The sequence below is a fragment of the Asticcacaulis sp. SL142 genome (assembly GCF_026625745.1).
Taxonomy (GTDB): domain Bacteria; phylum Pseudomonadota; class Alphaproteobacteria; order Caulobacterales; family Caulobacteraceae; genus Asticcacaulis.
This window is the reverse complement of record NZ_CP113061.1, coordinates 1,989,892-2,014,878: the sequence shown is the minus strand read 5'-3', so window position 1 is coordinate 2,014,878 and position 24,987 is coordinate 1,989,892. Positions and strand designations below refer to the sequence as shown.

Genomic DNA, 24,987 nt, shown 5'->3' with positions numbered 1-24,987 from the left:
AAAAGAATTTGTCCGACATATCGGGCGCTGCTGTGGCGGCGCGCGATGAAGCCATAATAATATCGGGATCGGGCACCCAATCTACTGAAACGTCCTTGTGAGAATATAATGTCGAACCTTACCCGCTTTTCACGCCGCGGTTTTGTGATCGCTGCCGCCAGTGCCTCTGCCAGCGCTGCGGCTACGCCGTCCTTTGCCCAAACGCCGCCCAAACCGATCAATCCGCTGGTGCGTCAGCGCGCCGATGCGCAGATCATGCAGCATGATGACGGCTACTATTATTTTACTGCCACGGTGCCGGAATATGACCGCCTGATCGTGCGGCGGTCACGCACCATTGCCGGTTTGCAAACCGCCGGTGAAGTTGTGATCTGGAAGCGTCCGACCGAGGGCAAGATGGGCGGCTATATCTGGGCGCCGGAAATCCATCACTTTGACGGCCAGTGGCATCTTTACTTTGGCGCGGGCGATAAGGGTGAGCCGTTCCGCGTGCGTACCTATGTCATCTCAAGCCCCGATCCCAATCCGCTGACCGGCCGCTGGGGCAAGCCGGTGCAGGTCGAAATGCCATGGGATACATTTAACCTCGATGCCACCACCTTTGTCCACAAAGGCGTGCGCTATCTGTGCTGGGCGCAGAAGGAGCCGGGGATTGAGACCAACTCTAACCTTTATCTGGCACCATTAGCTTCGCCGTCGAAACTGGCCGCCCCGCCGGTGCGTCTGACCATTCCGACCTATGATTGGGAAATCGTCAAATATAAGGTCGCTGAGGCCCCGACCGTCCTGCATCGTAATGGCCGCTTGTTCCTGACCTATTCGGCCAGTGCGACCGATGAGAACTATTGCCTGGGCATGCTAACCGTCGACGAAAACGCCGACCTGATGGATGCAGCTTCGTGGTCCAAGTCGCCGGTGCCAGTGTTCAAAAGCTCAGCCCAAAACAAGGTCTGGGGCCCGGGCCACAACAGTTTCACGGTCGATGAGCAGGGCCGCGATGTTCTGGTTTATCACGGCCGCGACTACCAGAAAATCACCGGCAATTCGCTGTTCGACCCGAACCGCCACACCCGCGTTCAGCCCTTTGGCTATACGGCTGATGGCGTGCCGGACTTTGATGAGCCGGTCGCCAATGGCGCGTGGAAAGACTAATACATACACCCCTGAGCCAAGGCTCAGGGGTGATTTTTTCTATAGCCGGTCGATGTCCTTAGGCGGTTTATTCGTTGCCTATAGTTGATGCATCGTCAGTTTTTCTCGCTTGCGTATTATTCAGAACTTTCTGAGGGCAGGAGTTCACTTGGCGGAGGAGGTGGCGATTGTATGGGGCCGTCATAATCGTAAAATTGGCGCACAGCCTCAAAATACTCTTTGTCTTCTTTTAGAATTTTGCGCATTTTTGGAGTAGAACAAAAGGCAGTTTCAAAGACGCTTTTGGGTGTGCGGAAGTAGCACTCTTCCTCGGCCATCCAGTCAGGCAGAACCTCAATCGGATTTACGGCGGCATCCTTACGCAGAATCAGTGTTTCCAGTTGCCGTGCTGTCTTGACAAAAAACCAGCGATCCAATGACGCCTCATCAAGGCGTTCGGTGTCCTTTTCGTTGCGGGGCAGACCTTTCGCCATCGTCTTAACCGGCAGAGCTTTTAGTCCGGCATGTGCGCGCTCAAACTGTCCGGTTTCACGATATACATTCAGTACCCTCAGGCGCAGGATCAGGGATTGTGTGTCTTCTCCGCTAACAGGCAAGGGCTCGGCGACTTTAAGGAAAAGATCACGATAACGGGTCTTTTTATCAGGATCATTATCGACGTACCATGTGGCGCGCAGCAAATCCTGCGCATAAATCACAGGGCTTGGATTGAGTTGATACTCAAGCCAGGCTGCACGGTAAAACGGGCTTTCGGTATTGGTCATGTGCCGGTATTCGTCTGAGGCGATGAGCTTGGCCAATGATTTCAGGTCTTCGGCTGAAAACTCCCTATAGAGAAGCAAATGATTATCCGGACATTCCGGTATGGGTACATAGCCGCGGCTCGTTCCCAAAGGGCGGCCATCCGGTCTGGCGCCATAACCGAACCATGATCCATAGACGGTGGCTTCGAACTTCGCGCCGCCTATCGGGCAGGTAAAGTCTTTCCCCACCAAAGTTGTTGCTTCGGCTTGTATCGGTGCGATCAAAATACATAGGCCCATTAAGGCTGGAGTCGTGAGCCGCATCTTCCCCTCGTTTAGTCAACCGCCCTGACCATACAAGGTTGTGGGGGAACGGCAACTGACTACTGCGGCGTCAGGCTTACCAGCACCACATCATTGCTGTGCATGGCCAAGGTCACAACGCCCGTACCATCCGCGCCGATGCGGATCGTCTTTTGGGATTCCGGCGCGTCCTTAGTCAGGCTGTGCATCTGCTTGATCTGAGCGAGCGTCAGGTCTTTCGGGGCACCCAGTTCGATATAGGCCGAATAGGCGTCGTTTTTCTTATAGCCGGTGCGGTGGATTTTCAGCGCATTAACGGCCCCGTTCTCAGTCGCCGCCCAGACCTGAACATCCGCAGACGGGATCTCAAACCCTTTCAGGGCATTTAGGTACTTATAGGCAAACCACGACGCCTTACGGATACCTTCGCGTTTGTGCCATTTGCCTCTTCCGATTATATGATTATACTACAATTGATAGCGCTATCATTTGCACGGGGTCAAGCTATATAAACCCGGCAAACACAGGGAACCCACACATATGACCGAAGCTTCGCGTCGCGCGATATTTAAATCTCTGCTGGCCGGTGCGGCGGCTGTGCCTTTGGCGGGGCAGGCCCAGGCGGTTGCCGCTCAAGTGTCGGCAAAGGCACCCGAAACGCCAAAGTGGGGACGCGGCATCGAAGGCCAGCGCAAGGCCGATCTGGGGGATGGGACTTATCTCAACCCGATCGTGGCGGGTGATCACCCCGATCCGACGATCTTAAAAGACGGCGACGACTATTACATGACGTTTTCGTCGTTCTATTCCTATCCCGGTCTGATCATCTGGCACTCGACCGATCTGGTCAATTGGGCACCGGTAGGCCCGACCCTGTTTAAGCCGCTCGGCACTATCTGGGCGGTTGATCTGTGTAAGCACAATGGCCGCTATTTCATCTATATTCCGGCGGCACCTGGTGGCGGAGACTGGTCGATCTATGCCATCTGGGCCGACGATATCAAGGGGCCGTGGAGCGAGCCGGTCGATCTTAACATCCGCGGCTGCATCGACCCCGGCCATATCGTCGGTGAAGACGGCAAGCGCTATCTGTTCGTCAATGGCATCCGCAAGATCCGCCTGACCGATGATGGGCTGGCGACCGACGGCGTGCTTGAGGACGCTTACCAGCCGTGGATGTATCCGGACGATTGGATCACTGAGAACTTTGCCCCGGAAGGGCCGAAACTGCTGCGGCATGGGGAGTATTTTTACCTGGTAACCGCCGTGGGTGGCACAGCAGGCCCCGTCACCGGCCATATGGTCATCGCCGCCCGCTCAAAGTCCATTCATGGCCCGTGGGAGCATCATCCGCACAATCCGCTGGTGCGTACCTTGAAGACTGAGGAACCATGGTGGTCAAAGGGGCACGCGACCATTATTGAGGGGCCATCCGGCGACTGGTGGCTGGTCTATCACGGCTATGAAAACGGCTTCCGCACCCTTGGCCGCCAGACCCTGCTGGAGCCGATGGAGTGGACACCGGACGGCTGGTTCCGGGCGCTGGGTGGTGACCTGTCAAAGCCCTTGCTCAAGCCCAAAGGTGGGAAACTTAGTAAGGCCGGTTTTGCCCTGTCTGACGATTTCAGCCGTGACCGTTTCGGCGTGCAGTGGGCGTTTCATGACCCGAAACCCGATGAGATGACGCGGGTTAAACGCGACCATAAGTCCCTGCGTCTGACCGGGCGCGGCACGTCGCCCGCCGATTCCTCGCCCTTGACCTGTGCGGTCGGTGACCGATCCTATGAGGCCGAAGTGACGCTGGAACTGGACGGGGCGGCGGAGGCCGGAATCCTTCTGTTCTATAACCATAAGGCCTTTGCTGGGTTAGGGTTCGATGGCGCACAGACCTGCACTTGGCAGTACGGCGAGGATCAGGCCTGGAACCGTCAGGAGGTCGCTTCAAAAACCGTTCGGGTGCGCCTGACCAATTATGACAACGTCGTTACCTATCATCACTCGGTTGATGGCGGCAAAACCTGGGTGCGCCACCCGACCCGCATGGAAGTGGCGGGTCTGAACCATAATGTCTTCGGTGGGTTTTTGGGGCTTAAGCTGGGCATCTACTGCACCGGCGATGGCGCTGTGACCCTGCGGGATTTCAGCTATCGCGGCCTCAACGCGTGATTTGAGACGGTGCGGCGAAGGCACCCACCACCACATCTCATCGCTGCGCGATTTCGTGCGCCCCCCGGCACCGGCCGCCCGGCTCCCCAACACGTTGGGGAGGTATTAAATTTCTTATACTCCCCCGGCGTGCCGGGGGAGGTGGCGGGACGCGAAGCGTCCTGACGGAGGGGGGCTTGCTCTGTTCGCCATCCTCGCCAAAACTGCCAGACGTTATCGGCAAACCCGGCCACGGCGAAGACCGCGATAATGAGATAGAGCATGGATTATCGAATCTGCTTGTTCGCGGCTTGCCGCTCTAAAAATGTCTCAACAAGGAAAGTTGCAACGGCTCCTGCCATATTTACGGCTAGGCTGGCATGGCGAGGTGATGGTTTAACCGGCAAGGCTCCTCCACGACCATGCGCGTCTGATAGCCGATTTCGCAGTGTTCCAATCCCATTTACCAGTGTCATTGCGCCCCCTAAAATAGCTTTAATGGCTTCTTCGCTATGTTGGGAAGGGGCAAGGTTCAAAATCTTAGCTGTGCTAGCATATAGTTTGGGCAGATCATCTTTATCTGTGTAACTTTCGCCAGTTTGATCAAGAATGCGCTTAGTCACGGTCTCTAGTAGAGTTCGGGCAGTTGTTATTGCTCCTTCCGGATCGGTATTGCGGCGTGAAAGTGCTTTTGTCCAAACTGCATGAACACCGTCTGCGTCAAACTTCTCTAAAACATCTAAAGCTACTTTGTCACTCGGAGCCGCATTGCGCCCATCAAGGTAATCCATCAATGGGGTGAACGCTAAGGTAATAATCTGCCTGCGCTCGGCATATGTACCGGCTTCATTTTTTATATAAGGCCAAAATGCATCAAGATTACGATGAGTGCGTACAAACGTAGGAAGCAGATCACGAATAGATATATCTGCCATAAATTCCCGTCGTAAGTACTCATAAACATGGTTATCTTGAGAGCCGCCTGTCGCCGACGCTATAAGAATACCTTCCAACATACTTGCACGCTCAACAATCGCGCTTGGTATTTCGTTGATGTTTAACATTTCACTACCCCATTATTTTAGACATTATTAAACTGAGTCATAATGAAATGCGATCACCATACCTTTGACATTTTGCCCGCAAAGCCTTATCGCCACGGGCATGTCAAATACCCCCGCCACCGAAGCGCCGCGGCGCAGAACCTTCGCCATCATCTCCCACCCGGACGCCGGTAAGACGACGCTGACCGAGCATCTGCTGCTGGCGGGCGGATCGATCCGCGCCGCAGGCCAAGTGCGGGCGCGTGGTGAAAACCGCCGCACCCGCTCCGACTGGATGAAGATCGAAAAAGAACGCGGGATTTCGGTGTCGTCATCGGTGATGACCTTTGAACACGACGGCAAGATGTTCAACCTGCTCGACACACCCGGCCACGAAGACTTTTCGGAAGACACCTATCGCACGCTGACTGCCGCCGACGCTGCCATCATGGTACTGGACGCCGCTAAGGGCATCGAGCCGCAGACCCTGAAACTGTTTGAGGTGTGCCGCCTGCGCGACATCCCGATCATCACCTTCATCAACAAGATGGACCGCGAAGCCGAAGACGCCCTGGCCCTGCTGGATGAGGTGGCGTCAAAGCTGCAACTGGACCCGTCGCCGCTGTACTGGCCCGCCGGTTCCGGCAACCGCTTTCGCGGCATGATCGAGCTGAAAACTGGCCTGTTCTACCCGTTCACCAAGCGCGATTCTGGCGCCGAATATGATCAGGGCCACGAAGCCCCCGCCCCCGTCGACGAAGCAGTAACCAAAGGCTGGATGAACCCTGACGAACTGGCTGAACTGAAAGACACCGCCGAATTGCTGGAAGGCGGGTTTAAGCCGTTTGAGGTCGAAGCGTTCTTAGAAGGCCACATGACGCCGGTGATTTTCGGCTCGGCCCTGCGCCACTACGGCGTCAACCAACTGCTTGAAGCGATTGGCACTTTCGCGCCTGCCCCCAAAAAGGTCAAGGCCACAAAGGCCGGGGCCGACACCCTGGTTGACCCGACCGAGAAAGAGGTCACCGGCTTTGTGTTCAAGGTGCAGGCCAATATGGACCCGAACCACCGCGACCGTATCGCCATGCTGAAACTGACCTCCGGAAAGTTCCAGCGCGGCATGAAACTCAAAGTACAGAACACCGGTAAGCAGTTATCGGTCAACGCGCCGATCATGTTCTTTGCGTCCGACCGCGAACTGGCCGAAGATGCTTTTGGCGGCGACGTCATCGGCATCCCCAACCACGGCGTTTTGCGGGTTGGGGACTCGTTGTCCGAGACCGGCACGGTGCGCTTTGCGGGCCTGCCGAACTTCGCGCCGGAAATCCTGCAGCGGGTGCGGGTGAAAGATCCGCTTAAGGCCAAGCATCTGAAAAAAGCGCTGGAATCCCTGGCCGAAGAAGGTGTCACCCAGTTGTTCAGGCCCTCGATCGGGTCGGACTTTATCGTCGGCGCCGTGGGCCAGCTTCAGTTTGAAGTCATGGCCGACCGTCTGGCCAATGAATATGGTCTGGATTGTGTATTCGAGCCGTCGCCTTACGCCGAAGCCCGCTGGCTGGGTGGGGATGCCGCCAAGGTCGAGGACTTTGCCGGTAAGCATCGCGGCGCCATGGGCACGGACATCGACGAGTATCCGGTGTTCCTCGGCAAATCGGCATGGGAGATCAACTATGTGGCCGAGCGCTATCCCGATGTGCAGTTTTTGAGAACTAAGGAACGCGGTTAGTTTCGGTTAGGGTGGAGTAATGAGCAGGCAGAATTGGATCGGAATCGGGATTATGATCCTGTCTTTCGCCGGGTTCTTTTGGCACGGCTACCAATTTGAACTTTGGGGCAAATATCTTCAATTTCGATGGGCATCTCTTGGGTGGCTTGGCTGGGTGCTTTTGGCGGCATTTGGTGGTGGCTACATGACCGGCGGCGCTAGAGACGGAGTCAAAGGCTCACTATCTGTAGGTGGACTGTTACTAGGCGCGCTAATAGTTGGCATTTTGCTCGGCAACTACCGCTGATACCTCCGTACGCCTTTAAGCCCCCCTCCGTCAGCCTTACGGGTGCCACCTCCCCCAACAAGTTGGGGGAGTGTGAATTAAACGCCTTAAGCGGTGAGGTGTCTCATAACTTACGGTTTCACCGCCTCGACCGCCGCGATAAAGGCCTTCATTTCTGCCGGGGTGCCGACCGTGATGCGGCTCATGTTCGGCCATACCGGCCAGTTGCGGCCGATGGCGACGCCTTTGGTCAATATCGCCTGCTGTACCGGCTTGGCGGGGGTGCGCCAGTCGACCATAAAGCAGTTACACAGGCCCTTGGTCGATGTATAGCCCAGCGCATTCAGGCGGGCGATGGTCCAGTCGCGGGTGACACTGATCGCCTCGACCCGTTTGGTGATCTCACCGTAGTTTTTGAGCGAAGCCGTGGCTGCCGCAATCGCCGGGACCGGCAGCATGTAGGGCGAGGGGCTGCCCCAGTCCATCAGCGGCTTGATCAGGTCGGGTATGGCCAAAGTATAGCCCATGCGCATCCCGGCCATGCCATATACCTTTGAGAAGGTCCGCAAAATGACGACATTGGGGTATTTCGCCAACAGGGCCGTCGATTTCTGCGTCGGCGTATAGTCGATATAGGCCTCATCAATCAGCAATATAGCATCGGGTTTGATATGGGCCGCCAGCCATTCGATGTCGGCCAGAGGCGTCAGGGTGCCGACCGGATTGTTGGGATTGCAGATGTAATAGAGGCCTGCATCCGGATCGGCGGCCAGCATGGCCTTGACATCGTGGGCCAGATCCGACGGGCGCACCGGCACATGGGTGACCTTATATCCGGCATCGGTGGCAATGCCAGCCGCCATTTCAAAGACAGGGGCGGCGACCACCAGCCCGCGCGTGGCTGAGCTATAGGCGCGCACGAGGCGGTACAGCGGGTCGGACGATCCGGGCCAGGGCACGACCATGTCCGGTGCCACGCCGTCAATGGCGGCGAGGGTTGTGATCAGGTCTTCGCGCTCGGTCCCCGGCGCATAGCGGTTGGATTTCGACAGGGCGGCAGCGGCGGCGGCCACCGCCTGCGTAATTGGGCCTTCCGGGTGTTCATTGGCGTCAATCCGGACATCAGCCTTGACCGTCACCGGTTGGGCCAGAGCCGGTCTGACAAACTGTGCCGCGCTGGCACCCAAAGCCAGAATGGTCGCGACCGCCCGCCGCGAAGGTCCGTGAATATCGTCTGCCATGCCCACCTCCGTTGAATTCCTGAAGGTAAGCATAGGCGCATTTGAAACTTTTATTCAAATGCGAAAATGCCCGCCACGGGGTCGCGGCGGGCATAATTTATGCGAATAGGTAAAGATTAGTCGCGCAGAAGCTCGTTGATGCCGGTCTTGGAGCGGGTTTGGGCATCGACCGTCTTGACGATGACGGCGCAGTAGAGCGACGGGCCACCCTTGGGGTCAGGTAAGGTGCCGGGCACAACGACCGAATAGGCAGGCACGCGGCCACGGTGAATTTCGCCGGTCTCACGGTTGACGATCTTGGTTGAACCCGACAGGTAAACGCCCATGGCCAGCACCGAGCCCTGTTCCACGATGACGCCCTCGGCCACTTCGGAGCGCGCGCCGATGAAGCAGTCGTCTTCGATAATGGTAGGGGTGGCCTGCAGCGGTTCCAGCACCCCGCCAATGCCGACGCCGCCCGACAGGTGGACGTTCTTGCCGATCTGGGCGCAGGAACCGACTGTTGACCAGCCGTCGACCATCGAGCCTTCGCCAACATAGGCCCCGATGTTTACAAACGAGGGCATCAGGACGACGTTCTTGGAGATAAATGCCCCGTGACGGACAATGGCACCCGGCACGGCGCGGAAACCGGCGTCGGTGAAGTCATCAGCCTTCCACTTGGCGAACTTATTGGGCACCTTATCCCAGAACGGGCCGATCGGGGCCTGCTCGAACAAACCGCGGCCGGTGTGCATCAGGTGATTGGCGCTCAGGCGGAACGACAAAAGGACGGCTTTCTTCAGCCATTCGTGGGTGACCCAAACGCCGTCGATCTTTTCAGCCACACGGAACCGGCCATTGTCGAGCAGGCCGAGCGCCTTTTCGACCGCGTCACGATAGGGGCCGTGATAGGCGGGTGTCAGCGTATCGCGTACCGCCCAGGCGGCTTCGATATCGTCGTGAAAGGCGGCAAGATCAGACATGGGGGGCTCCTTTATTCATCCGCCCCGACTTAAGGGCATAGGCCCCGCGGATCAAGCTATTTTGCCGCCTCGCGATTAATCACATAGGCTTCTTGAAGAAGGCCTTGATCCTTCATGAACTTAGCCATGCTCTCATAGGTGGCAGTGCGGATTTGGCCCTTGTGGTCATCCAGTTGCAGCCGATCGTCGGCCATGGGGCCGAAGGTTCGCTGCAGGAAGTTGGTTTTTACCGGCGTCGGCTGATAGTGGGCGCTGAGGTTGGCCTTGATCTGGGAATAGTTGGTAGTTTCCCACGCCCCAGATGCGATGACATCCAGCATGAACTCATTGCAGTTCTGGTATTTGGCAGTGAGCGGATTGGCCACCAGCGCATAGTCGCGGATGTGCAGGGCCTCATACTGCGATGAGGCCATAATTTGCAGGATGCGTCTTTGCATTTCAGGGCTTGGGATGATCACCGCCACATCATCAACCGCCGTGCCGCGCACGAAATCGAGCGGGAAATCCTGTTTCAGATAGGACTGATTGGTCGGCAGCGTTGTGCCGTCGCCGTGATAGAGATTATTGACGCCGTAGCCCTTAATCACCCGCCCGTCGGTCAGGGACGTATTGCCATAGGCCCAAAAGGCGCCGTGGGTGTAGGAAATGCCGTCCGGCAATTTGTCGCGGGTACGACCGGTGCGAAACACGATGGCTAAACGAGCACCTTTGGCCGCCAGATTATTCTCGATCTGCTTGGCGAAATCGGCGGCTTGCGGTGCTGTCAGATGGGCCGATACGGTGCGTGCACTAAAGCCGGAGTCGCCCTGAGTGGGCTGGGCGGCCATGGCGGGTGCGGCGATCAGCAGGGCAGCGCATAATGGCAAAAGGTGTTTATGACCGATCATTGGGTTTTCGCCTTGTCAGTTTGAACTGGGCCAGTTTGAGCTTGGCCCGCTTGCGTCTTAGCGTCGTAAGGCACCTGCGGCGCGGGCTGGGCCACGACGGTTTCCGGCGACACTTCTAAGGGCGTGTTGGCCGCTTCCCACAGGGCTTCACCGGACGAGCGGGCGACCATGCCGGTGCTTTCAGCGGCGGAACCGGCAATCACTACCGGAATAGCCACAACCCCGGACGCCACCTGCACGCCGGCTGAAGTCAGTTGCGCGGTGGCAACCGCCGACTCGCCGGAGGCATCAGATGTGTTGGTTACACTGTCCTGCGCAAGGGCTGAGGTGGTGAGGCATGCGGATATGAGTAATGCGGTATAAAATGGCTTTAGCATTTGGTAGCCCTATGTTTTGTGAACGCTGTTCAATTTAAAGTGTACCAAGAGCTGGGTGGAGTCAACTAATATTTTGAACGACGTTCAATTTAATCCGTATGCAGGAAAATTTTAAGCGACGGACTGCGGTGATGAACAAAATCATCGGCATTGGCCGCCGCATGTGGCCCGACCAGAACCGTAGTCATCCCAAGCTCTGCCGCCGGTTTGAGGTTCTTGGGGCTGTCCTCAAAAAACACTGACTGCTCGGCCACCACGGCGTGCTTTTGCATCATGCGGTGAAAGGTGGCCAGATTTGGCTTAGGGATCAGGTCGGCATGACCCAGATGAAAGACATCCTCAAACAGGTGCGTCATGCCCAGTTTATCCAGGATGCGATAGGCGTGGTGCTCGTCGCCATTGGTGAACACCAGCTTACGGCCCTCTAAACCCGCAATGGCCGCGTTCAACGCCTCATCTGGCAGCAGGCCATCCAGACTGACATCATGGACTTCGTTCAGAAACGCATAGGGATCGATCTGATGATGGGCCATCAGCCCGGCCAAAGTCGTGCCATGCTCATACAGGTATGATTTCTGGAGCTGGTAAGCTTCGTCGCGCGACAGGTTGGTTTGGCGCATCACAAAGGCGGTCATCTTGCCTTCGACCAGCGCCATGACCTCGGCTTCGGGCGGATACAGCGTATTATCGAGGTCGAACAGCCAGACTTGAGTATCGCGCAACTGACTGATCATGATTTCTTTTTCAATGCTCTTAAAGCCACCAAGGCACCGAAGGCAAAGACTGGGGAAGAATAGGATAACAGATCAGATTTTAGTGCAATTCCTGTAATAGCGGTGGTGAAAAACACTCCAAAGCCAATCATCCATTGAGCAAAAGTAATGTTTTTCATGAGTGCATTATCCCTGATTAACTAACCGGATCGCGGGTGATCAGTGTGCCTGCCCCATGTTCGGTGAACAACTCAACCAGCATAGCGTGAGGGCGGCGGCCATCCAGGATAACCACAGCCTCAACCCCCGCTTCGACCGCGCTGATGGCGGTTTCAAGCTTGGGGATCATACCGCCGACGGCCACGCCGTCTTCGATCAGTTGGCGGGCCTCAGACACCGTCATCTGGCGGATCAGGTCTTTGTCACCATCCAGAACGCCGGCAATATCGGTCAGCAGCAACATACGCTTGGCGTTAAGCTTACCGGCCACAGCACCCGCGACCGTATCAGCATTGATGTTGTAGGTCAGGCCGTCTTCGGCGACACCAATCGGCGCAATCACCGGCACATAATCATGCTCAGGATCGTTGATCAGTGTGCGGAGCAACTTATCGTCCACCACCTTTGGCTCACCGACATAGCCCAGATCGACGACCTGCTCGATCATCGAATCCGGGTCTTTTTTGACGCGGGTGGCTTTTTCGACCATCAGCAGTCCGGCGTCCTTCCCGGACAGGCCGACGCCGCGCACATCGGCTTCCCGGCCGGCGCGGGTGATCCAGTTGGCGATTTCCTTGTTGACCGCGCCGGACAGCACCATTTCGGCGATTTCCATGGTCGCATCATCGGTGACGCGCAGGCCGTCCACGAAGGTCGATTTGACGCCCGCCCGATTGAGCATGGCCGAAATCTGCGGCCCGCCGCCGTGGACCACCACCGGAGAAATACCGAGCAGTTTCAGCAGCACGATATCGCCCGCGAACAGTTTAGCCACCGCCTCATCGCCCATGGCGTGACCGCCGTACTTTATGGTCACGATCTCCCGATCATAGATCTGGATATAGGGCAGGGCTTCGGCCAGGGTTTTTGCCGTCGCCCAGCCTTTTTCTTCGAGTTCGGTGTCGGATTGGGTTTGCTTGATCATCAGACGTGTATGTAAGCCTTATCGGAAATTATCGCTGTAAACTGTGACAGCTACATCACGCGCCGCATACAATATATGGTGGAGCCTGTCATTATATGATTGAGGCTGTGCGATATATATGTGGTGGTTATGCCAGTCTATCTGGCAGCCGATGCAAACTTTGCGAACATATCGGCGAAGGTCAGGCGGGTATCTATATTCAGATAGACCCGCATCTGGCGTCCGTGCGGGTTGTCGGCATAGCGCGCCGCATCTGTAATCAGAGGTGTTGGCCTGACCACATAGGCACTTGAGTAGCTATCGGGATCGAATGAGGATTGCAGGGCGGTTAGCGTCACCAAGGGGCTGTCACCCAAAATATAGGTCTCGCCAAGGTTTTTGACCTTAGACATTACCTTTTCGAGTTCGGTTAGAAGATATGCCCCAAGCTTGCCTGCGGGGCGCAGGCCTGAAATCAATTCAGCATGGCTGATGTTAAGCTGGCGATAGACATTGCGCGGCACCTGCCAGATTTCGATGTCCGAGTCATTGAACACCGTCTTAACGGCCTCCAAATTAATCGTTGTATTATATTCTGAATCCCGTCTGGGAGGGACATCAGGCAGAAGGTCACCATGTTCATAACCGCCAATCCAGACAAGCTTCATTCGCTTGCCGATTTTAGGCTCCAGTTTCAACGCCTCGGCCAATTCGGTAAGCCCTGCCCCGGCGGCATAGTAAAGCGGCAGTTGGGTGTCGTCACGCATCGCTTCGGTAATGATGCGCTCAGCTGCCTGAGTTTTCCGGGGCGTGGCGCCCTTTGGCGAGGCGGCATTATATCCGGCGACGACGGGCGGCTGATGGGTAAGCTGCATCAGGCCGTAAATCTTTGTGACCTTAACCACCGCATTATCAGCCTGAGTCGTTGAGCTATCCAGAAAGTCGTTGACGTGGATATGGGAGCCAATAACCAGCGGAATTTCGATAGACGGTGAGGCCAGATGGTGCGCCAGTTGAAACAAACCATCAGGGTCACCTGAAAAGTCATTATCAATGATAACGCGCTGCCGCGGCAAACTGGTCAGGGCTTCGGCTTTGTGAGTAAAAAGAGCGAGCCCAGTAAGCGCCAAACTGGTTGTCAGCAACCGGCGTCTGGGCAGCGACGTGACGGTATTTTTGCCCTGATCCATTCCACGACCCCCTCGATTTTTTTTCTGATAAGGCAAGTTATAACCGCTACATCTCAGGGGGCAAACCTAAAGCGTAACCCCGCACGCCATCATGATTTCGGCGCGCAGTTCGGGGATGCCTAAGCCTTTTTCCGAAGAGGTGGCGATCACGAGCGGGTGGGCGGCCGGACGCTTTTTGATGGCGTTCTGGCTTTCGGCCACGACCTTTTCCAATTCCGCAGGCTTGATCTTATCGGCCTTGGTCAGGATGATCTGATAGCTGACGGCGGCCAGATCGAGCGCATCCATAGGCTCATTATCCACGCTTTTCAGGCCATGACGGGCATCGATCAGCAGATAGGCGCGCTTAAGGCTGGGGCGACCACGCAGGTAATCACGGCCCAGATTCTGGAACTTCTTGACGGTGGTCTTGGACGCGCGCGCCCAGCCGTAGCCGGGCAGATCGACCAGACGCAGCTTTTCCTCCAGCACGAAGAAATTGACCTCGCGCGTGCGGCCGGGCTCATTGGAAGCCCGCGCCAGATGGTTTTGCCCGACCAGCGCGTTGATCAGGCTGGATTTGCCGACATTTGAGCGTCCGGCAAAGGCCACTTCCGGCAGGTCGTCGGGTGGCAACTGCTCAATCTGGGCCGCGCCCATGAGAAAGCGGACAGGCCGCGCGAACTGTATCCGCGCGGCCTCCAGAACGTCTTCGCTGTAAAGCGGCTCGGTCAACTAGATATCCTTTTTCTTGCGCGAACGCTTAGTGCCGCTTGCAGAGGTGCCACCTGAGATGACCTCGCCCTTGATAACCTTGCCGTCATCGTCGCCCGCGGTGGCCGTGATCGTCGCGGTTTGCGTCGTCTCAGCCGTCGGTTTTCTAAACTTACCGATAAAGGTATCGATGGGATTTTCGACCTTGAGGCGGGTGCATGATTGAGTATTGCTGAGCGATGGTCAGCACGTTCGACCAGGTCCAGTAGATCAAAAGGCCTACCGCGAACGGTGCCATGATGAAGGTGAACATCAGCGGCATGAACGCAAAGATCTTGCGCTGAATGGGGTCGGGCGCGGGCGGGTTCATGCCTTGCGTCAGCCACATGGTGAAGCCGTACAGAATGGCGACAATGCCGATATGCAACGGCCCGCCGAGGATCGAGCCAATCAGCGGCACGGCTGCAGGATCGTAAGGGATCAGGCCAAACAGGTTAAAAATGGTCGACGGATCGCGCGCCGACAGATCGTTGATGTAGCCAAAGAACGGCGCATGACGCATTTCGATGGTGACGAACAGCACCTTATAGAGCGCATAAAAGACTGGAATTTGCAGCAGCATCGGAAGGCAGCCGGTCATCGGATTGACCTTTTCCTTCTGATACATGTTCATCATTTCGATCTGCATCTTTTGGGCGTCGCCCTCATACTTTTTCTTCAGTTCCTCGACCTTGGGCTGAAGCATCTTCATCTTGGTCATGGATTCGTACGACTTGTGCGCCAGCGGATAGAAGATCAGCTTGACCACAACCGTCAGCCCCAGAATGGCCAGACCGAAATTGCCCATGAACTGATAAAGCTGATCCAGAACCCAGAACATCGGGCGGGTCAGGAACCAGAAATTACCCCAGTCGATGGCCTTATCGAACGACGGCAGCCCCAGGTTTTCCTGATAGGCGGTAAGGATGGTGGCGACCTTGGCACCGGCAAACAGGTGGTGGGTTTCGGTGATCTGTGTGCCGGGGGCAATGGTCACTGGAGCTGCGACATAACCAGCCTGCAAGACCTGAACGCCTTCAACTTCCGACGCACGGAAGGCGGCTTTCACCTTTTCGTTCTGGGCTGGAATAACGCTGGCCATCCAGTATTTGTCGGTGATGCCGAGCCAGCCGCCGGTCGATTCCGATTCAAAAGTCTTTTTCTTCTGCCAGTCTTTGTATTTGAACTCTTTCAGCTTGTTGTCAAACACGCCGACCCCGCCTTCGTGCAGGATCATGTTGGTGCCGAGCTGGTCAGGCACGCCCTGACGGGTCACGCTGGCATAGGGAGCAACGGTGACCGCAACGCCGGAGGTATTGATGACCTTTTCGGTAATGGTGATCATGTAGTTTTCGTCAACGGCGTAGGTGCGCTCAAAGCGCAGGCCCGCACCATTGTCGTAACCTAAGACGACATTCTTACCGACGCTCAAAACCGTACCGGATTGCAGCGTCCATTGGGTCGAGGCATTCGGCAGGCCATTGATGTTCTGACCCAACCACCCAGAGTCGGCGAAAAAGGCGTGCTTGGCCCCTTCCGGGCGGAACAGTTCAACCGCCGGAGAGTTCTTGTCGATCGTCTCTTTGTACTTGGTCAGGAACAGATCATCAAAGCGCGCGCCGGTCAGCGACAGCGACCCTTTCAGAGACGGCGTATTGATCTGCACGCGCTGCGTCAGGCCGACGGCTTTTTCACGCGCCACGGGGGCGGCCAGTGTTACCGGCGCAGGCGCGGCACCGGCCACAGGCGTGTTGGCCTTGGCGACGGCGGCGGCTTTCTCGCGCGCGGCCTGTTCCTTTTCCATCTGTGGGTTCAGGACAAAGAACTGATAGCCAAACAATATCACCATCGACAGGGCGATAAAGAGGAACATATTGCGGTTGTCGGCGGTCTTGTTGGGCGTCATCGACAGTCTTTATTCAGAGGTTAAGGTACAAATTGTCCGGTGGAGCGGCCCGCCATCAGCGCGGGCTTTGTTTGGGCGACAGCCTTATCAGGGCGCGTCTTATATCGTCAAGCAAACCTTGCCAATCACGCGAACAGGTGCCGGGCTTAGGGGGGGCGTCTTTCACCGGTGTATCGGCGCGCGCGATCAGCACATAGTCATGACCGGCCACGCCAAGCTCAGGGATCAGCGCTTGTGCTGCGGCTCTCAATCGACGCTTGGCCCGGTTGCGGACGACGGCACCGCCGACCTTTTTGGTGGCGGTAAAACCTACCCTTATGTCATCTGACCCGTCCTCACGCGCGCGCATCTGCACCACCACACAGCCTTGCGCCCGGTAAGAGGCCTTGGCGGCGGCGAGGAAATCTGCGCGATCGGTCAAACGCTTAATCATGATAAGCCCAGATGCACAAAGAGCCCAAAGTCGTTAAACCAAGGGCTCTTTGAATATTATGCGAGGTATAAAGCGAAGACGCTTTAAGTTTTTAGAAAACTTAGGCAGTCAGGCGCTTACGACCCTTGGCGCGGCGGCGCGCGACAACTTTTTGGCCGTTCTTGGTGGCCATGCGCGAGCGGAAGCCGTGACGGCGCTTGCGCACGAGTCGGCTTGGCTGGTAGGTGCGTTTCATGGTCTGCTCCGATTAAGGACGATAGCCCTCAATGAATTGAGCTACCTTAGTAAAGAGGCGCGTGGATATGACAACAGGCCGCGATTGTCAACGGCATTTAGCCCTTACGCCATAAGAATCTATGATGTATTATGAAAATTCAAACGGATTCAAAGCGCGACCGCTTAAAAGTCCGTCATGACATAACCTAACGGCTTAATCTAAAGGTCTCATATCGGGTGTTCGATCTCGCGACGTCCAGAAAGCCGGAAAAAAAGCCCGGACACAAAGAAAAAGTGCCCGACAGCACCCTTCTGGGTCTGCCGTCAGCACTGAAGCCCGACGGTTGGGCCCTGCGCGCTGGCGGTCATCGCAACGGTGAGCCCGATACATCTTATGCCAGCGTGCAGTGGGCGCAGCGGCTTTATATACTGCTGGCGCGGGCCGGATACTGGAGTGGGCGCATCTTAAAGCGTCTGCGCAGCGTGTTCACCGGATTGTCGGGACGTCTGCTGATCATCAGCGCCATATTTGTGGTGGTGGTTGAAGTCCTTATTCTCATTCCGTCATTGGCCTCGTTCCAGGAACGCTGGCTGATCGACCGCATCCGTCAGGCCGAAATTGCATCACTCGCTCTGGATGCCTCAAGTGAAAAGACCGTGACTGAGGATTTGTCGCGTCAGCTTCTGACCAGTGCCGGGGCCAAGTATCTGGCTATCCAGAACAGCAAGGGTACGCGCGACTATGTGCTGTCGGACTTTAATATCACGGTCATCCCTGACGTGATTGATCAGCGCACCAGCCGTTCGGATATTCGCAGCGACATCGCCTATCTGTGGGGGCCGTGGCGCACCCTGATGGGGCAGCCAGACCGGCTTATCCATACCGAAGCCGTGCCCAAGGTGCGTAAAGGCGGCGAACTGATCGAAATCATCGTGCCGGCCGAGCCCCTTAAGCAGGAGCTGAAAGCCTATATAGTGTCGATGTTGCGCATGTCGCTTACCATTTCGGTGGCGGCTGGGATTTTGGTGTTCGTGGGGCTTTCTATATTCATTGTGCGTCCGATCCAGAACCTGACCAAGGTGATCGCCAGTTTCAAGGCCAATCCCGAAGACATGACCAATGCGCCCAAACTATCCGGGCGGCGCGATGAAATCGGCCACATCGAAGAAGAACTGGCCGCCATGCAGGCTGAGGTTCGCCACGCCCTGACCTCACGGGCCAGGCTGGCCGCCTTGGGGCAGGCGGTGTCCAAGATCAATCACGATTTGCGCAACATGCTGACCTCGGCCCAGTTGGCGTCGGACCGGCTGGCGGCGTCGCCCGATCCGATGGTGGCCAAGGCCCTGCCGCGGCTGGAGCGCGCCCTCGACCGGGCGCTTAATCTGGCCCAGAACGTGCTCAACTACGGCAAGTCCGATGAAGTGGCGCCTCGTTTCCAGATCCTGAAACTGCGCGATATGGCCTATGCGGCGGCTGAGGATGCGGGTCTTGGCCTGACGCCCAAGTCGCCGGAGCCGGTGCGCTTTGCGCTTAAGGCCCCCAAGGGCTTTCATTTCGAAGCCGATCCTGAGCACATGCACCGGCTGCTGGTCAATCTGATGCGCAATGCCCGTCAGGCCATAGAGCGTCAGCCCAACCGGCAGGTGTATGATTCCACCGCTCGCAAAGGCCCGCTGGGACGGGTGACCCTGACGGCCACAAAGTCCGTCGATGAGGTGATCCTGACCGTGTCCGACGATGGCCCCGGCATCCCCGAAAAAATCCGCGAGCAGCTATTCAGGCCGTTTTCGGCGTCGGCACAGGCCGATGGTTCCGGGCTTGGGCTGGCGATCGCGCGCGAACTGGCGCAAACTCATGGCGGTGATGTCCATCTGGCGCAAACCGGCCCGGACGGCACGACGTTCGAGATCAGGCTGCCGCTCAAAAGTTAAAGGTATCTGCTTTGGACTTTGAAGATTTGATGGAATTATCGCGGGATAGTTATGTCTCGCAGTTTGCCAGCTTTATTGAAAAGCAGCAAGCCTTGCATGAACAAGGTGCTCCCGAAGTCAAGTTTCAGCTTTCCGATCAAAGCGGCCTTTATCGCCGCCTATATTGCGCGGACTATGCCTCCGGTGGCGAGGGCGGGCAGATTGTTGAAATGACGCCCGATGAAGAGGTCAGTTTTGACCCGATTTCGGTATCTCTGGGTGAGCTGGAAATGACGGTTCAACGCCTGAACTGGCATGATGTGACCCTGACCCTGGAGGGGGAGGCCCTCCCCCCCGATGCGTTTGGCGAATGGTTTGAAATCTGGTTCGATCCGGAAGACGTCAATACCGACTGGGACTCGAAATTTTCCAGCCACGTCCATTCGCTGCTGCTCGACGGACACGATATCCATGTCGATTTTGGCACCGCCCCGGTCGAAGCGCTGGTGGAGCTGTTTGTTCTGATTGAGGGCGCGGGCGTTAAGGCGGCGACGGTGTCTTAATCTCCTCTCCCCGCTTGCGGGGAGAGGATTAAGGTGAGGGGCTTACTTAGCCAGCAACCGCTCAACAAATACCGGGACAACCTCCGTCGCAGGCCCCATGATCTTTTCATCAAACAGGTTGTGGCCCAGTGATGGTTCCAGATTTAACTCAACCGTATGGGCACCCGCGGCCCGCGCCTCCTGCACAAAGCCCGCCGCCGGATAAACATTGCCAGACGTGCCGATTGAGACGAAAAGCTCGCAGGCGCCAAGCGCGTCATAGATCGCCTCCATCTCCAGCGGCATTTCCCCGAACCAGACGATATGCGGCCGCATAAACCCTGTATCATCAAACGGTGACGGCGCGTTCGGGTCGATATCTCCGCTCCAGTCAATCACCCGTTCCGTCACAGTGCAGCGCGCTTTCAGCAGTTCGCCGTGCATATGTATCAGCCTGAAACCGGCCTTTGGCGGCAGGGCCGCATGGGCGCGGTCATGCAGGTCATCAACATTCTGGGTTACCAGCAGGATATCGTCGTCCCATCCACTGGCCAGCCGCGCCAAAGCGTCGTGCGCGGCATTGGGCGCAACCTCAGCCAACTGACGGCGACGCTGGTTGTAGAAATCCTGAACCAGAGCCGGATTGGCCGCATAGCCTTCGGGCGTGGCCACCTCTTCGACCCGGTGACCGCACCATAGCCCGTCTGATGCTCTGAAGGTCGGCACACCTGATTCCGCCGAAATCCCTGCCCCAGTCAGGATGACGATGTTCATGGCTGACCTTTCAGCACGGCGCCCTCTCCCAATTTTCCTTTAAGAACGACGCCTTCGCGTCGGGGGTCAGCTCCGCCGTCATAGCTGCCATCCGGCATACGCATAATGCCGTGGATGCCGGATTCTTCGCCCGCAGACGCCGTGATGTTATAGCCCATACCGGTCAGAGCCGTGACTACCGCAGGGTTCATCAGACCGGTTTCGATGCGCAGGCTGTCGCCACGGGCAATGACATTGGGCAGGGCAGCGGCATCGCTGACACTCATGCCCCAGTCCAGCACCGCCACCAAAGTTTTTAAGTTATAGCCCAGAATGTTCGACCCGCCGGGTGAGCCGATCAGAGCCACGACCTTGCGATCTTTATCCAGCACAATGACTGGCGACATGGATGACCTTGGACGCTTACTACCTTCGACGGCATTAGCGGCTTTTTGACCGTCCGCCATGACCGGCGAGAACGAAAAATCGGTCAGTTGGTTGTTCAAAAAGAAACCGCCGACCATCCGGCCGGTGCCGAAAACACTTTCGACCGTGGTGGTCATGCTGACCGCATTGCCATAGGCGTCCATAATCACAAAATGCGATGTGCCCGCCGGTTCATGGGTATTGTCGGGGGCCATGGCCACGCTCATAGAAGGGCTGCCCTCCTTGGGGGCGGGCGACGGCGTGCCGGGTGTGATCGTGGCTGCGCGTTCCGCCACATAGGCCGGATCAATAAATCCCTCAGTCGGCACCCGCACAAACGCCGGATCGGCGACATACTGATCGCGGTCGGCATACATCAGCTTTTCGGCCTCAATCAGGGCCGACCAGCCGCGGGCATCATCCTTGCCCCACGTACTCATGGGGAAGCGCTCCAGCAGTTGCAGGCCCTGAATCAACGACACCCCGCTGGAGGGAGGTGGCGGCGCGCACACTATATAGACGCGGTACGGCCCGCATACCGGTGCCTGCTTAAGGGGGCGGTAGTTGGCGAAATCTGAGGGCTGCAAATCACCGGGCAGCGGCCCCTGATGGGTGCGGGCGATGATCTGATCGACCAGCGGCCCGGACTTGAAAATCGCCGCCCCATCCTTGGCGAGGGTTTTCAAAGTTGCGGCATAGGCAAGATTGGTCTGAATATCGCCGGTGGTTTTAAGCCCGCCCTGACCATTGCCCCAGTAGGTGCGGTAATCCTCGGTCCTGGACTGGGGGAAGCGTTCGCTTTTCAGGTAATTGCCCAGACGCGGGGAAATGGTGAAGCCGCTCTCCGCCAGCGTGATCGATGATCCGAACAGATCATGCCAGGGCAGCTTGCCGTGGTCCTTATGGGCGGCCTCCAGCATAATGACGGCGCCCGGCACGCCGGTAGCACGACCGGACACGATCGCCTCACCAAACGGCAGGGGTTTGCCGTCGCGCATAAAGAGGTTGCCGTCTGCTGTGGCCGGTGCCACCTCCCGCCCGTCATAGGTCGTCAGGGTTTTGGTCTTGGCGTCATAATAGGTCATGAACGCCCCGCCGCCGAGGCCGGAGCTTTGCGGCTCGACCAGCCCCAGCGTCGCCTGTACCGCCACCGCCGCGTCAATGGCGGTGCCGCCAGCGTTTAATATATCCATCCCGGCTTTTGAGGCCAGTGGGTTGGCAGCCACCACGATCGGGGTGGTTTTTGCCACCTCCGTGGCACCCTCCTTAGCGGAAACGTGCGCGCAGGCCCCGATGAGAAGGCTTAAGGCAACCACAGAGGTGAAAGTGATACGGCGGGCGAAATGATTATGCATTTTGTAAACTTAAGGACGCAGATGCAAAAAGACAAACTCAAATCCGCAGCAACGGTTTGATCAACAGGAAAACCGAAAAAATAGCGCCCCTGCCGTCATTTTGATCTTGCCTTTGCGCGTCTAAGCGACTAATTGTCCGCCCTCGCTGGCGGGCAAGCCTGTTATGCGACATGAAAAGTGCGCACTCGTAGCTCAGCTGGATAGAGCATCAGACTACGAATCTGAGGGTCGGGCGTTCGAATCGCTCCGAGTGCGCCATTTTTTCCTATAAAATCAATAACATAGTGAATTTCGACGTATAGAGTGTGTTACACTTTTTACAGTTTTGAACCCTATGTGTTACAAATTCAAACATAGTGGCTTTGTTATGCTTCTGTTTTATATGAATTTTTCCAGATTATTGGTAGTCTGAGGCTCTTTGAAAAGGAGTCTGCGGCTCTTTAAAAGGCCGCTTTTGGGCTGGCTTATGTTGGCTTCCCATAATGGAAATTAGGCAACTCAGCCCTATCGCGCGTGCCTTAAATAATATCGAAAATGCTAGGCCCTGTTGGCAAAACAGTTTGGTTAAGTTTTAGGGCCGGGTTTCGTTCAGAAATCCGGCCCTAAATTTTTAGTATGGCTATTGCCCCCGGACACTCAGGGTTTGCTGATCCAGCGTGACCGTTGTTGTATTGGTGATCCTGGTCGCTGAATCTCCGGTCATGACCTTATAGGTGCCGCCTTTGATCGACCAGCGGTTGTTCTTGGGGTCAAAGGTTGAGATAAGGCGTGGATCAACCGTCAGCGACAGGGTCTTGCTTTCACCCACCTTCAACTCAGTGCTGGTGAAGGTCCCAAGACGTTTAGGCGCTTCCCACCCGGCATCCTCCACGGGCGACACATAAATCTGGGTAACGGTTCGGCCCGGATATTTTCCGGTATTTTTGACATTTAACGATACGCTTATGGTCTTACCGGCAGGCTGGGCCGACAGGGATGAGGTCGAAAAGGTCGTATAGCTCAAGCCGTGACCGAACGGGAACAACGGCTGCAGATTTTTCTTGTCAAACCATTTGTACCCTACGGCTGCCCCTTCGATATCGTAATCCGTGTGGGGGTGCGGGTCGTCAAGCTCGCTCAACTTGGGATCGCCGTCAATCTTGGGGCGTGGCAGTTGCGCCACGGAAGCCGGGAAGGTCACGGGCAGGCGTCCCGATGGGTTGATCTCCCCCGTAAGCACGCGGGCGATGGCTTCGCCGCCGGACGTTCCGGGATACCAGGCTTCGAGGATCGCGCCAACCTTGTCCAACCAGGGCATGACCACCGGGCCACCGGTTTGCAGAACCACAACCGTCTTACGATTAGCCTTGGCCACCGCACTAATGAGCGCGTCCTGATTGCCGGGCAGATTAAGATCCGGGGTGTCCAGCCCCTCAGCCGTCCATTGGGTACCAAAAACAATGACAATGTCGGCATCGCGCGCGGCACGGGCGGCGGCCTTGATATCCTTCCCGTCATGGTAACTGACGGCGGCGCTTGACCGGGCGGCTATGGCTTTCAGCGGTGAAGACGCGTAAAAAACCGCCTTACCCAAAGGCTCTTCAAAGCTCTGGAAGCCTGTGGCATAGACCTGAGATGAGCCGCCGCCTGACAGGACGCCGAAATCGGCGTGACCGCCTATCAGGACAATCTTTTTCGCCGTTTTCGACAGGGGCAGCAGGCCGTCATTTTTTAACAGCACCAGACTTTGTTCGGCGGCGGCCTGAGTTATCTTTGCATGTGCCGCAAAATCGATTAAGGCGGACTGATCGCCTTTTACGGGCGTATCGACCACACCATTGGTAAACATCGCCCAAAGTACGCGGCGCGCCATGTCATCAAGGCGTGACCGGCTGACGTGACCATTATTGACGGCTTCGGCTAAGGCGGCGTGGAAATAGGGGGAACGGTCGAAGGCCCAGCCTGATTGCTGGTCGAGGCCGGTATTGGCGGCGGGGATCGTCGAATGGGTGCCGCCCCAGTCCGACATGACATAGCCTTTGAAGCCCCAGTCTTCTTTTAAGACCTTATTGAGCAGCCAGTCATTCTCGCATGAGTAAGCACCATTAATCCGGTTATAGGCGCACATTACCGATCCGGGATTGCCAATCTCATAGGCAATCTGGAAGGCCAGCAGATCCGACTGACGCGCCGCCGGCTCAGCGATTTTCACGTCGATATGGTTGCGATTGGTTTCCTGAGCGTTAAACGCAAAATGCTTCATCGTCGAGATAATGCGATTGGACTGAACGCCCTTTATCGCATTGCCGGTTATGACACCGGCGAGTAGCGGATCCTCACCGCTATACTCAAAATTACGCCCATTGCGAGGCTCACGTATCAGGTTCATCCCGCCCGCCAGATGTACATTGAAGCCCGACAGGCGGGCTTCGTTCCCGATCATCGCCCCGCCGTCGAAAGCCGCATCGGGGTTCCAGGTGGCCGCTGTGGCCAGACCGGATGGCAAGGCCGTGCGCAGGCGCGGTGTCGGCGAAGATTGAGTGGCCACGCCAATGGCGGCGTCCGTCTCCCACTGGGCTGGGATTTGCAGGCGCGGCACCCCTGGGACGTAGCCCGCCGAGTAAGGCAAGCCGTCTTTCGGGGGCTCGAAGCGTTTTACACCGCCACCCATCCAGTCCGCATTGGTAGAATAATAACCAAAAACCAGCAGCAGTTTTTCGGACTGGGTCATGGCTGCGATTGCGGCATCCGCGCGCGCTTCGGCGCTCAATGTCGAATTGAGCCACGGCCCATCGAGTGGGGCAGGCGGCGCATCGGCCATGGAAGGTGATGATAGTCCTATGATAGCCAGCGCGCTGACA

General features: G+C 56.9%; 24 protein-coding genes and 1 tRNA gene. 7 read left to right on the top strand and 18 right to left on the bottom strand.

Features of this window, described 5'->3' with window-relative positions; all coding sequences use genetic code 11:
• Positions 1–108: 108 nt before the first annotated feature.
• The gene (locus tag OVA03_RS09130; RefSeq protein ID WP_267523875.1) at positions 109–1,152 is read left to right on the top strand and encodes a family 43 glycosylhydrolase; all 1,044 of its coding nucleotides are present in this window, start codon (positions 109–111) and stop codon (positions 1,150–1,152) included.
• Between the two features lie 116 nt (positions 1,153–1,268).
• On the opposite strand, the gene OVA03_RS09125 is transcribed toward OVA03_RS09130, so the two are convergent.
• Positions 1,269–2,219, bottom strand: a complete 951-nt coding sequence (locus OVA03_RS09125; protein ID WP_267523873.1) for a hypothetical protein — start codon at positions 2,217–2,219, stop codon at positions 1,269–1,271.
• 59 nt (positions 2,220–2,278) lie between these two features.
• A complete protein-coding gene (locus tag OVA03_RS09120; RefSeq protein WP_267523870.1) occupies positions 2,279–2,407 on the bottom strand; it encodes a hypothetical protein in 129 nt (42 codons plus the stop codon).
• Between the two features lie 331 nt (positions 2,408–2,738).
• Between OVA03_RS09120 and OVA03_RS09115 the strand changes: the two genes are divergently transcribed.
• Positions 2,739–4,364, top strand: coding sequence for a family 43 glycosylhydrolase (locus OVA03_RS09115; protein WP_267523868.1), 1,626 nt, complete (start codon positions 2,739–2,741; stop codon positions 4,362–4,364).
• A gap of 266 nt (positions 4,365–4,630) precedes the next feature.
• On the opposite strand, the gene OVA03_RS09110 is transcribed toward OVA03_RS09115, so the two are convergent.
• Positions 4,631–5,407 (bottom strand): abortive infection family protein, encoded by a 777-nt coding sequence (locus OVA03_RS09110; protein ID WP_267523866.1) that lies wholly within the window; start codon positions 5,405–5,407, stop codon positions 4,631–4,633.
• A 100-nt stretch (positions 5,408–5,507) separates the two neighbouring features.
• Between OVA03_RS09110 and OVA03_RS09105 the strand changes: the two genes are divergently transcribed.
• A complete protein-coding gene (locus tag OVA03_RS09105) occupies positions 5,508–7,112 on the top strand; it encodes a peptide chain release factor 3 (RefSeq protein WP_267523864.1) in 1,605 nt (534 codons plus the stop codon).
• Between the two features lie 52 nt (positions 7,113–7,164).
• Positions 7,165–7,398: a hypothetical protein gene (locus OVA03_RS09100; RefSeq protein ID WP_267523861.1), complete on the top strand. Its 234-nt coding sequence runs from the start codon at positions 7,165–7,167 to the stop codon at positions 7,396–7,398.
• A gap of 110 nt (positions 7,399–7,508) precedes the next feature.
• On the opposite strand, the gene OVA03_RS09095 is transcribed toward OVA03_RS09100, so the two are convergent.
• From OVA03_RS09095 to rpmH, 12 genes are all read right to left on the bottom strand, one after another.
• Positions 7,509–8,618: an aminotransferase class I/II-fold pyridoxal phosphate-dependent enzyme gene (locus OVA03_RS09095; RefSeq protein WP_267523859.1), complete on the bottom strand. Its 1,110-nt coding sequence runs from the start codon at positions 8,616–8,618 to the stop codon at positions 7,509–7,511.
• Between the two features lie 116 nt (positions 8,619–8,734).
• The gene (gene dapD, locus OVA03_RS09090; RefSeq protein WP_267523857.1) at positions 8,735–9,583 is read right to left on the bottom strand and encodes a 2,3,4,5-tetrahydropyridine-2,6-dicarboxylate N-succinyltransferase; all 849 of its coding nucleotides are present in this window, start codon (positions 9,581–9,583) and stop codon (positions 8,735–8,737) included.
• A 56-nt stretch (positions 9,584–9,639) separates the two neighbouring features.
• A complete protein-coding gene (locus tag OVA03_RS09085) occupies positions 9,640–10,470 on the bottom strand; it encodes a DUF2145 domain-containing protein (RefSeq protein WP_267523855.1) in 831 nt (276 codons plus the stop codon).
• Positions 10,467–10,847, bottom strand: coding sequence for a hypothetical protein (locus OVA03_RS09080; protein WP_267523853.1), 381 nt, complete (start codon positions 10,845–10,847; stop codon positions 10,467–10,469). Before OVA03_RS09080 ends, OVA03_RS09085 begins: the two co-directional genes overlap by 4 nt.
• An 89-nt stretch (positions 10,848–10,936) precedes the next feature.
• Entirely contained in the window at positions 10,937–11,581 is a 645-nt protein-coding gene (locus OVA03_RS09075) for a pyrimidine 5'-nucleotidase (protein ID WP_267523851.1), read from the bottom strand.
• Positions 11,578–11,739: a hypothetical protein gene (locus OVA03_RS09070; RefSeq protein WP_267523849.1), complete on the bottom strand. Its 162-nt coding sequence runs from the start codon at positions 11,737–11,739 to the stop codon at positions 11,578–11,580. Before OVA03_RS09070 ends, OVA03_RS09075 begins: the two co-directional genes overlap by 4 nt.
• Positions 11,740–11,756: 17 nt before the next feature.
• Complete coding sequence (gene argB / locus OVA03_RS09065; protein ID WP_267523847.1) at positions 11,757–12,704, bottom strand: acetylglutamate kinase; 948 nt, start codon at positions 12,702–12,704, stop codon at positions 11,757–11,759.
• A 137-nt stretch (positions 12,705–12,841) separates the two neighbouring features.
• A complete protein-coding gene (locus OVA03_RS09060) occupies positions 12,842–13,873 on the bottom strand; it encodes a nucleoside hydrolase (RefSeq protein ID WP_267523843.1) in 1,032 nt (343 codons plus the stop codon).
• A gap of 66 nt (positions 13,874–13,939) precedes the next feature.
• The gene (gene yihA, locus OVA03_RS09055) at positions 13,940–14,587 is read right to left on the bottom strand and encodes a ribosome biogenesis GTP-binding protein YihA/YsxC (protein ID WP_267523839.1); all 648 of its coding nucleotides are present in this window, start codon (positions 14,585–14,587) and stop codon (positions 13,940–13,942) included.
• A 151-nt stretch (positions 14,588–14,738) separates the two neighbouring features.
• A complete protein-coding gene (yidC, locus tag OVA03_RS09050; RefSeq protein ID WP_324290994.1) occupies positions 14,739–16,511 on the bottom strand; it encodes a membrane protein insertase YidC in 1,773 nt (590 codons plus the stop codon).
• A 55-nt stretch (positions 16,512–16,566) separates the two neighbouring features.
• Positions 16,567–16,944, bottom strand: coding sequence for a ribonuclease P protein component (gene rnpA, locus OVA03_RS09045; protein ID WP_267523835.1), 378 nt, complete (start codon positions 16,942–16,944; stop codon positions 16,567–16,569).
• Positions 16,945–17,044: 100 nt separating this feature from the next.
• Positions 17,045–17,179 carry a 50S ribosomal protein L34 gene (rpmH, locus tag OVA03_RS09040; RefSeq protein ID WP_189485385.1) on the bottom strand — a complete coding sequence of 45 codons (135 nt, stop codon included), beginning with the start codon at positions 17,177–17,179 and terminating at the stop codon, positions 17,045–17,047.
• A 275-nt stretch (positions 17,180–17,454) separates the two neighbouring features.
• Here rpmH and OVA03_RS09035 point away from each other — a divergent pair, with 275 nt between their 5' ends.
• Positions 17,455–19,092 carry a sensor histidine kinase gene (locus OVA03_RS09035; RefSeq protein ID WP_267523831.1) on the top strand — a complete coding sequence of 546 codons (1,638 nt, stop codon included), beginning with the start codon at positions 17,455–17,457 and terminating at the stop codon, positions 19,090–19,092.
• A gap of 11 nt (positions 19,093–19,103) precedes the next feature.
• A complete protein-coding gene (locus OVA03_RS09030; protein WP_267523829.1) occupies positions 19,104–19,634 on the top strand; it encodes a hypothetical protein in 531 nt (176 codons plus the stop codon).
• Positions 19,635–19,676: 42 nt separating this feature from the next.
• On the opposite strand, the gene cobB is transcribed toward OVA03_RS09030, so the two are convergent.
• Positions 19,677–20,387, bottom strand: a complete 711-nt coding sequence (gene cobB, locus OVA03_RS09025) for a Sir2 family NAD+-dependent deacetylase (protein ID WP_267523827.1) — start codon at positions 20,385–20,387, stop codon at positions 19,677–19,679.
• Positions 20,384–22,042: a gamma-glutamyltransferase gene (gene ggt, locus OVA03_RS09020; RefSeq protein ID WP_324290993.1), complete on the bottom strand. Its 1,659-nt coding sequence runs from the start codon at positions 22,040–22,042 to the stop codon at positions 20,384–20,386. Before ggt ends, cobB begins: the two co-directional genes overlap by 4 nt.
• Positions 22,043–22,328: 286 nt before the next feature.
• Here ggt and OVA03_RS09015 point away from each other — a divergent pair.
• Positions 22,329–22,405: transfer RNA gene (locus tag OVA03_RS09015), tRNA-Arg, on the top strand.
• 361 nt (positions 22,406–22,766) lie between these two features.
• Here the strand turns inward: OVA03_RS09015 and OVA03_RS09010 are convergent.
• A complete protein-coding gene (locus tag OVA03_RS09010; protein ID WP_267523823.1) occupies positions 22,767–24,947 on the bottom strand; it encodes a glycoside hydrolase family 3 C-terminal domain-containing protein in 2,181 nt (726 codons plus the stop codon).
• Positions 24,948–24,987: the final 40 nt, after the last annotated feature.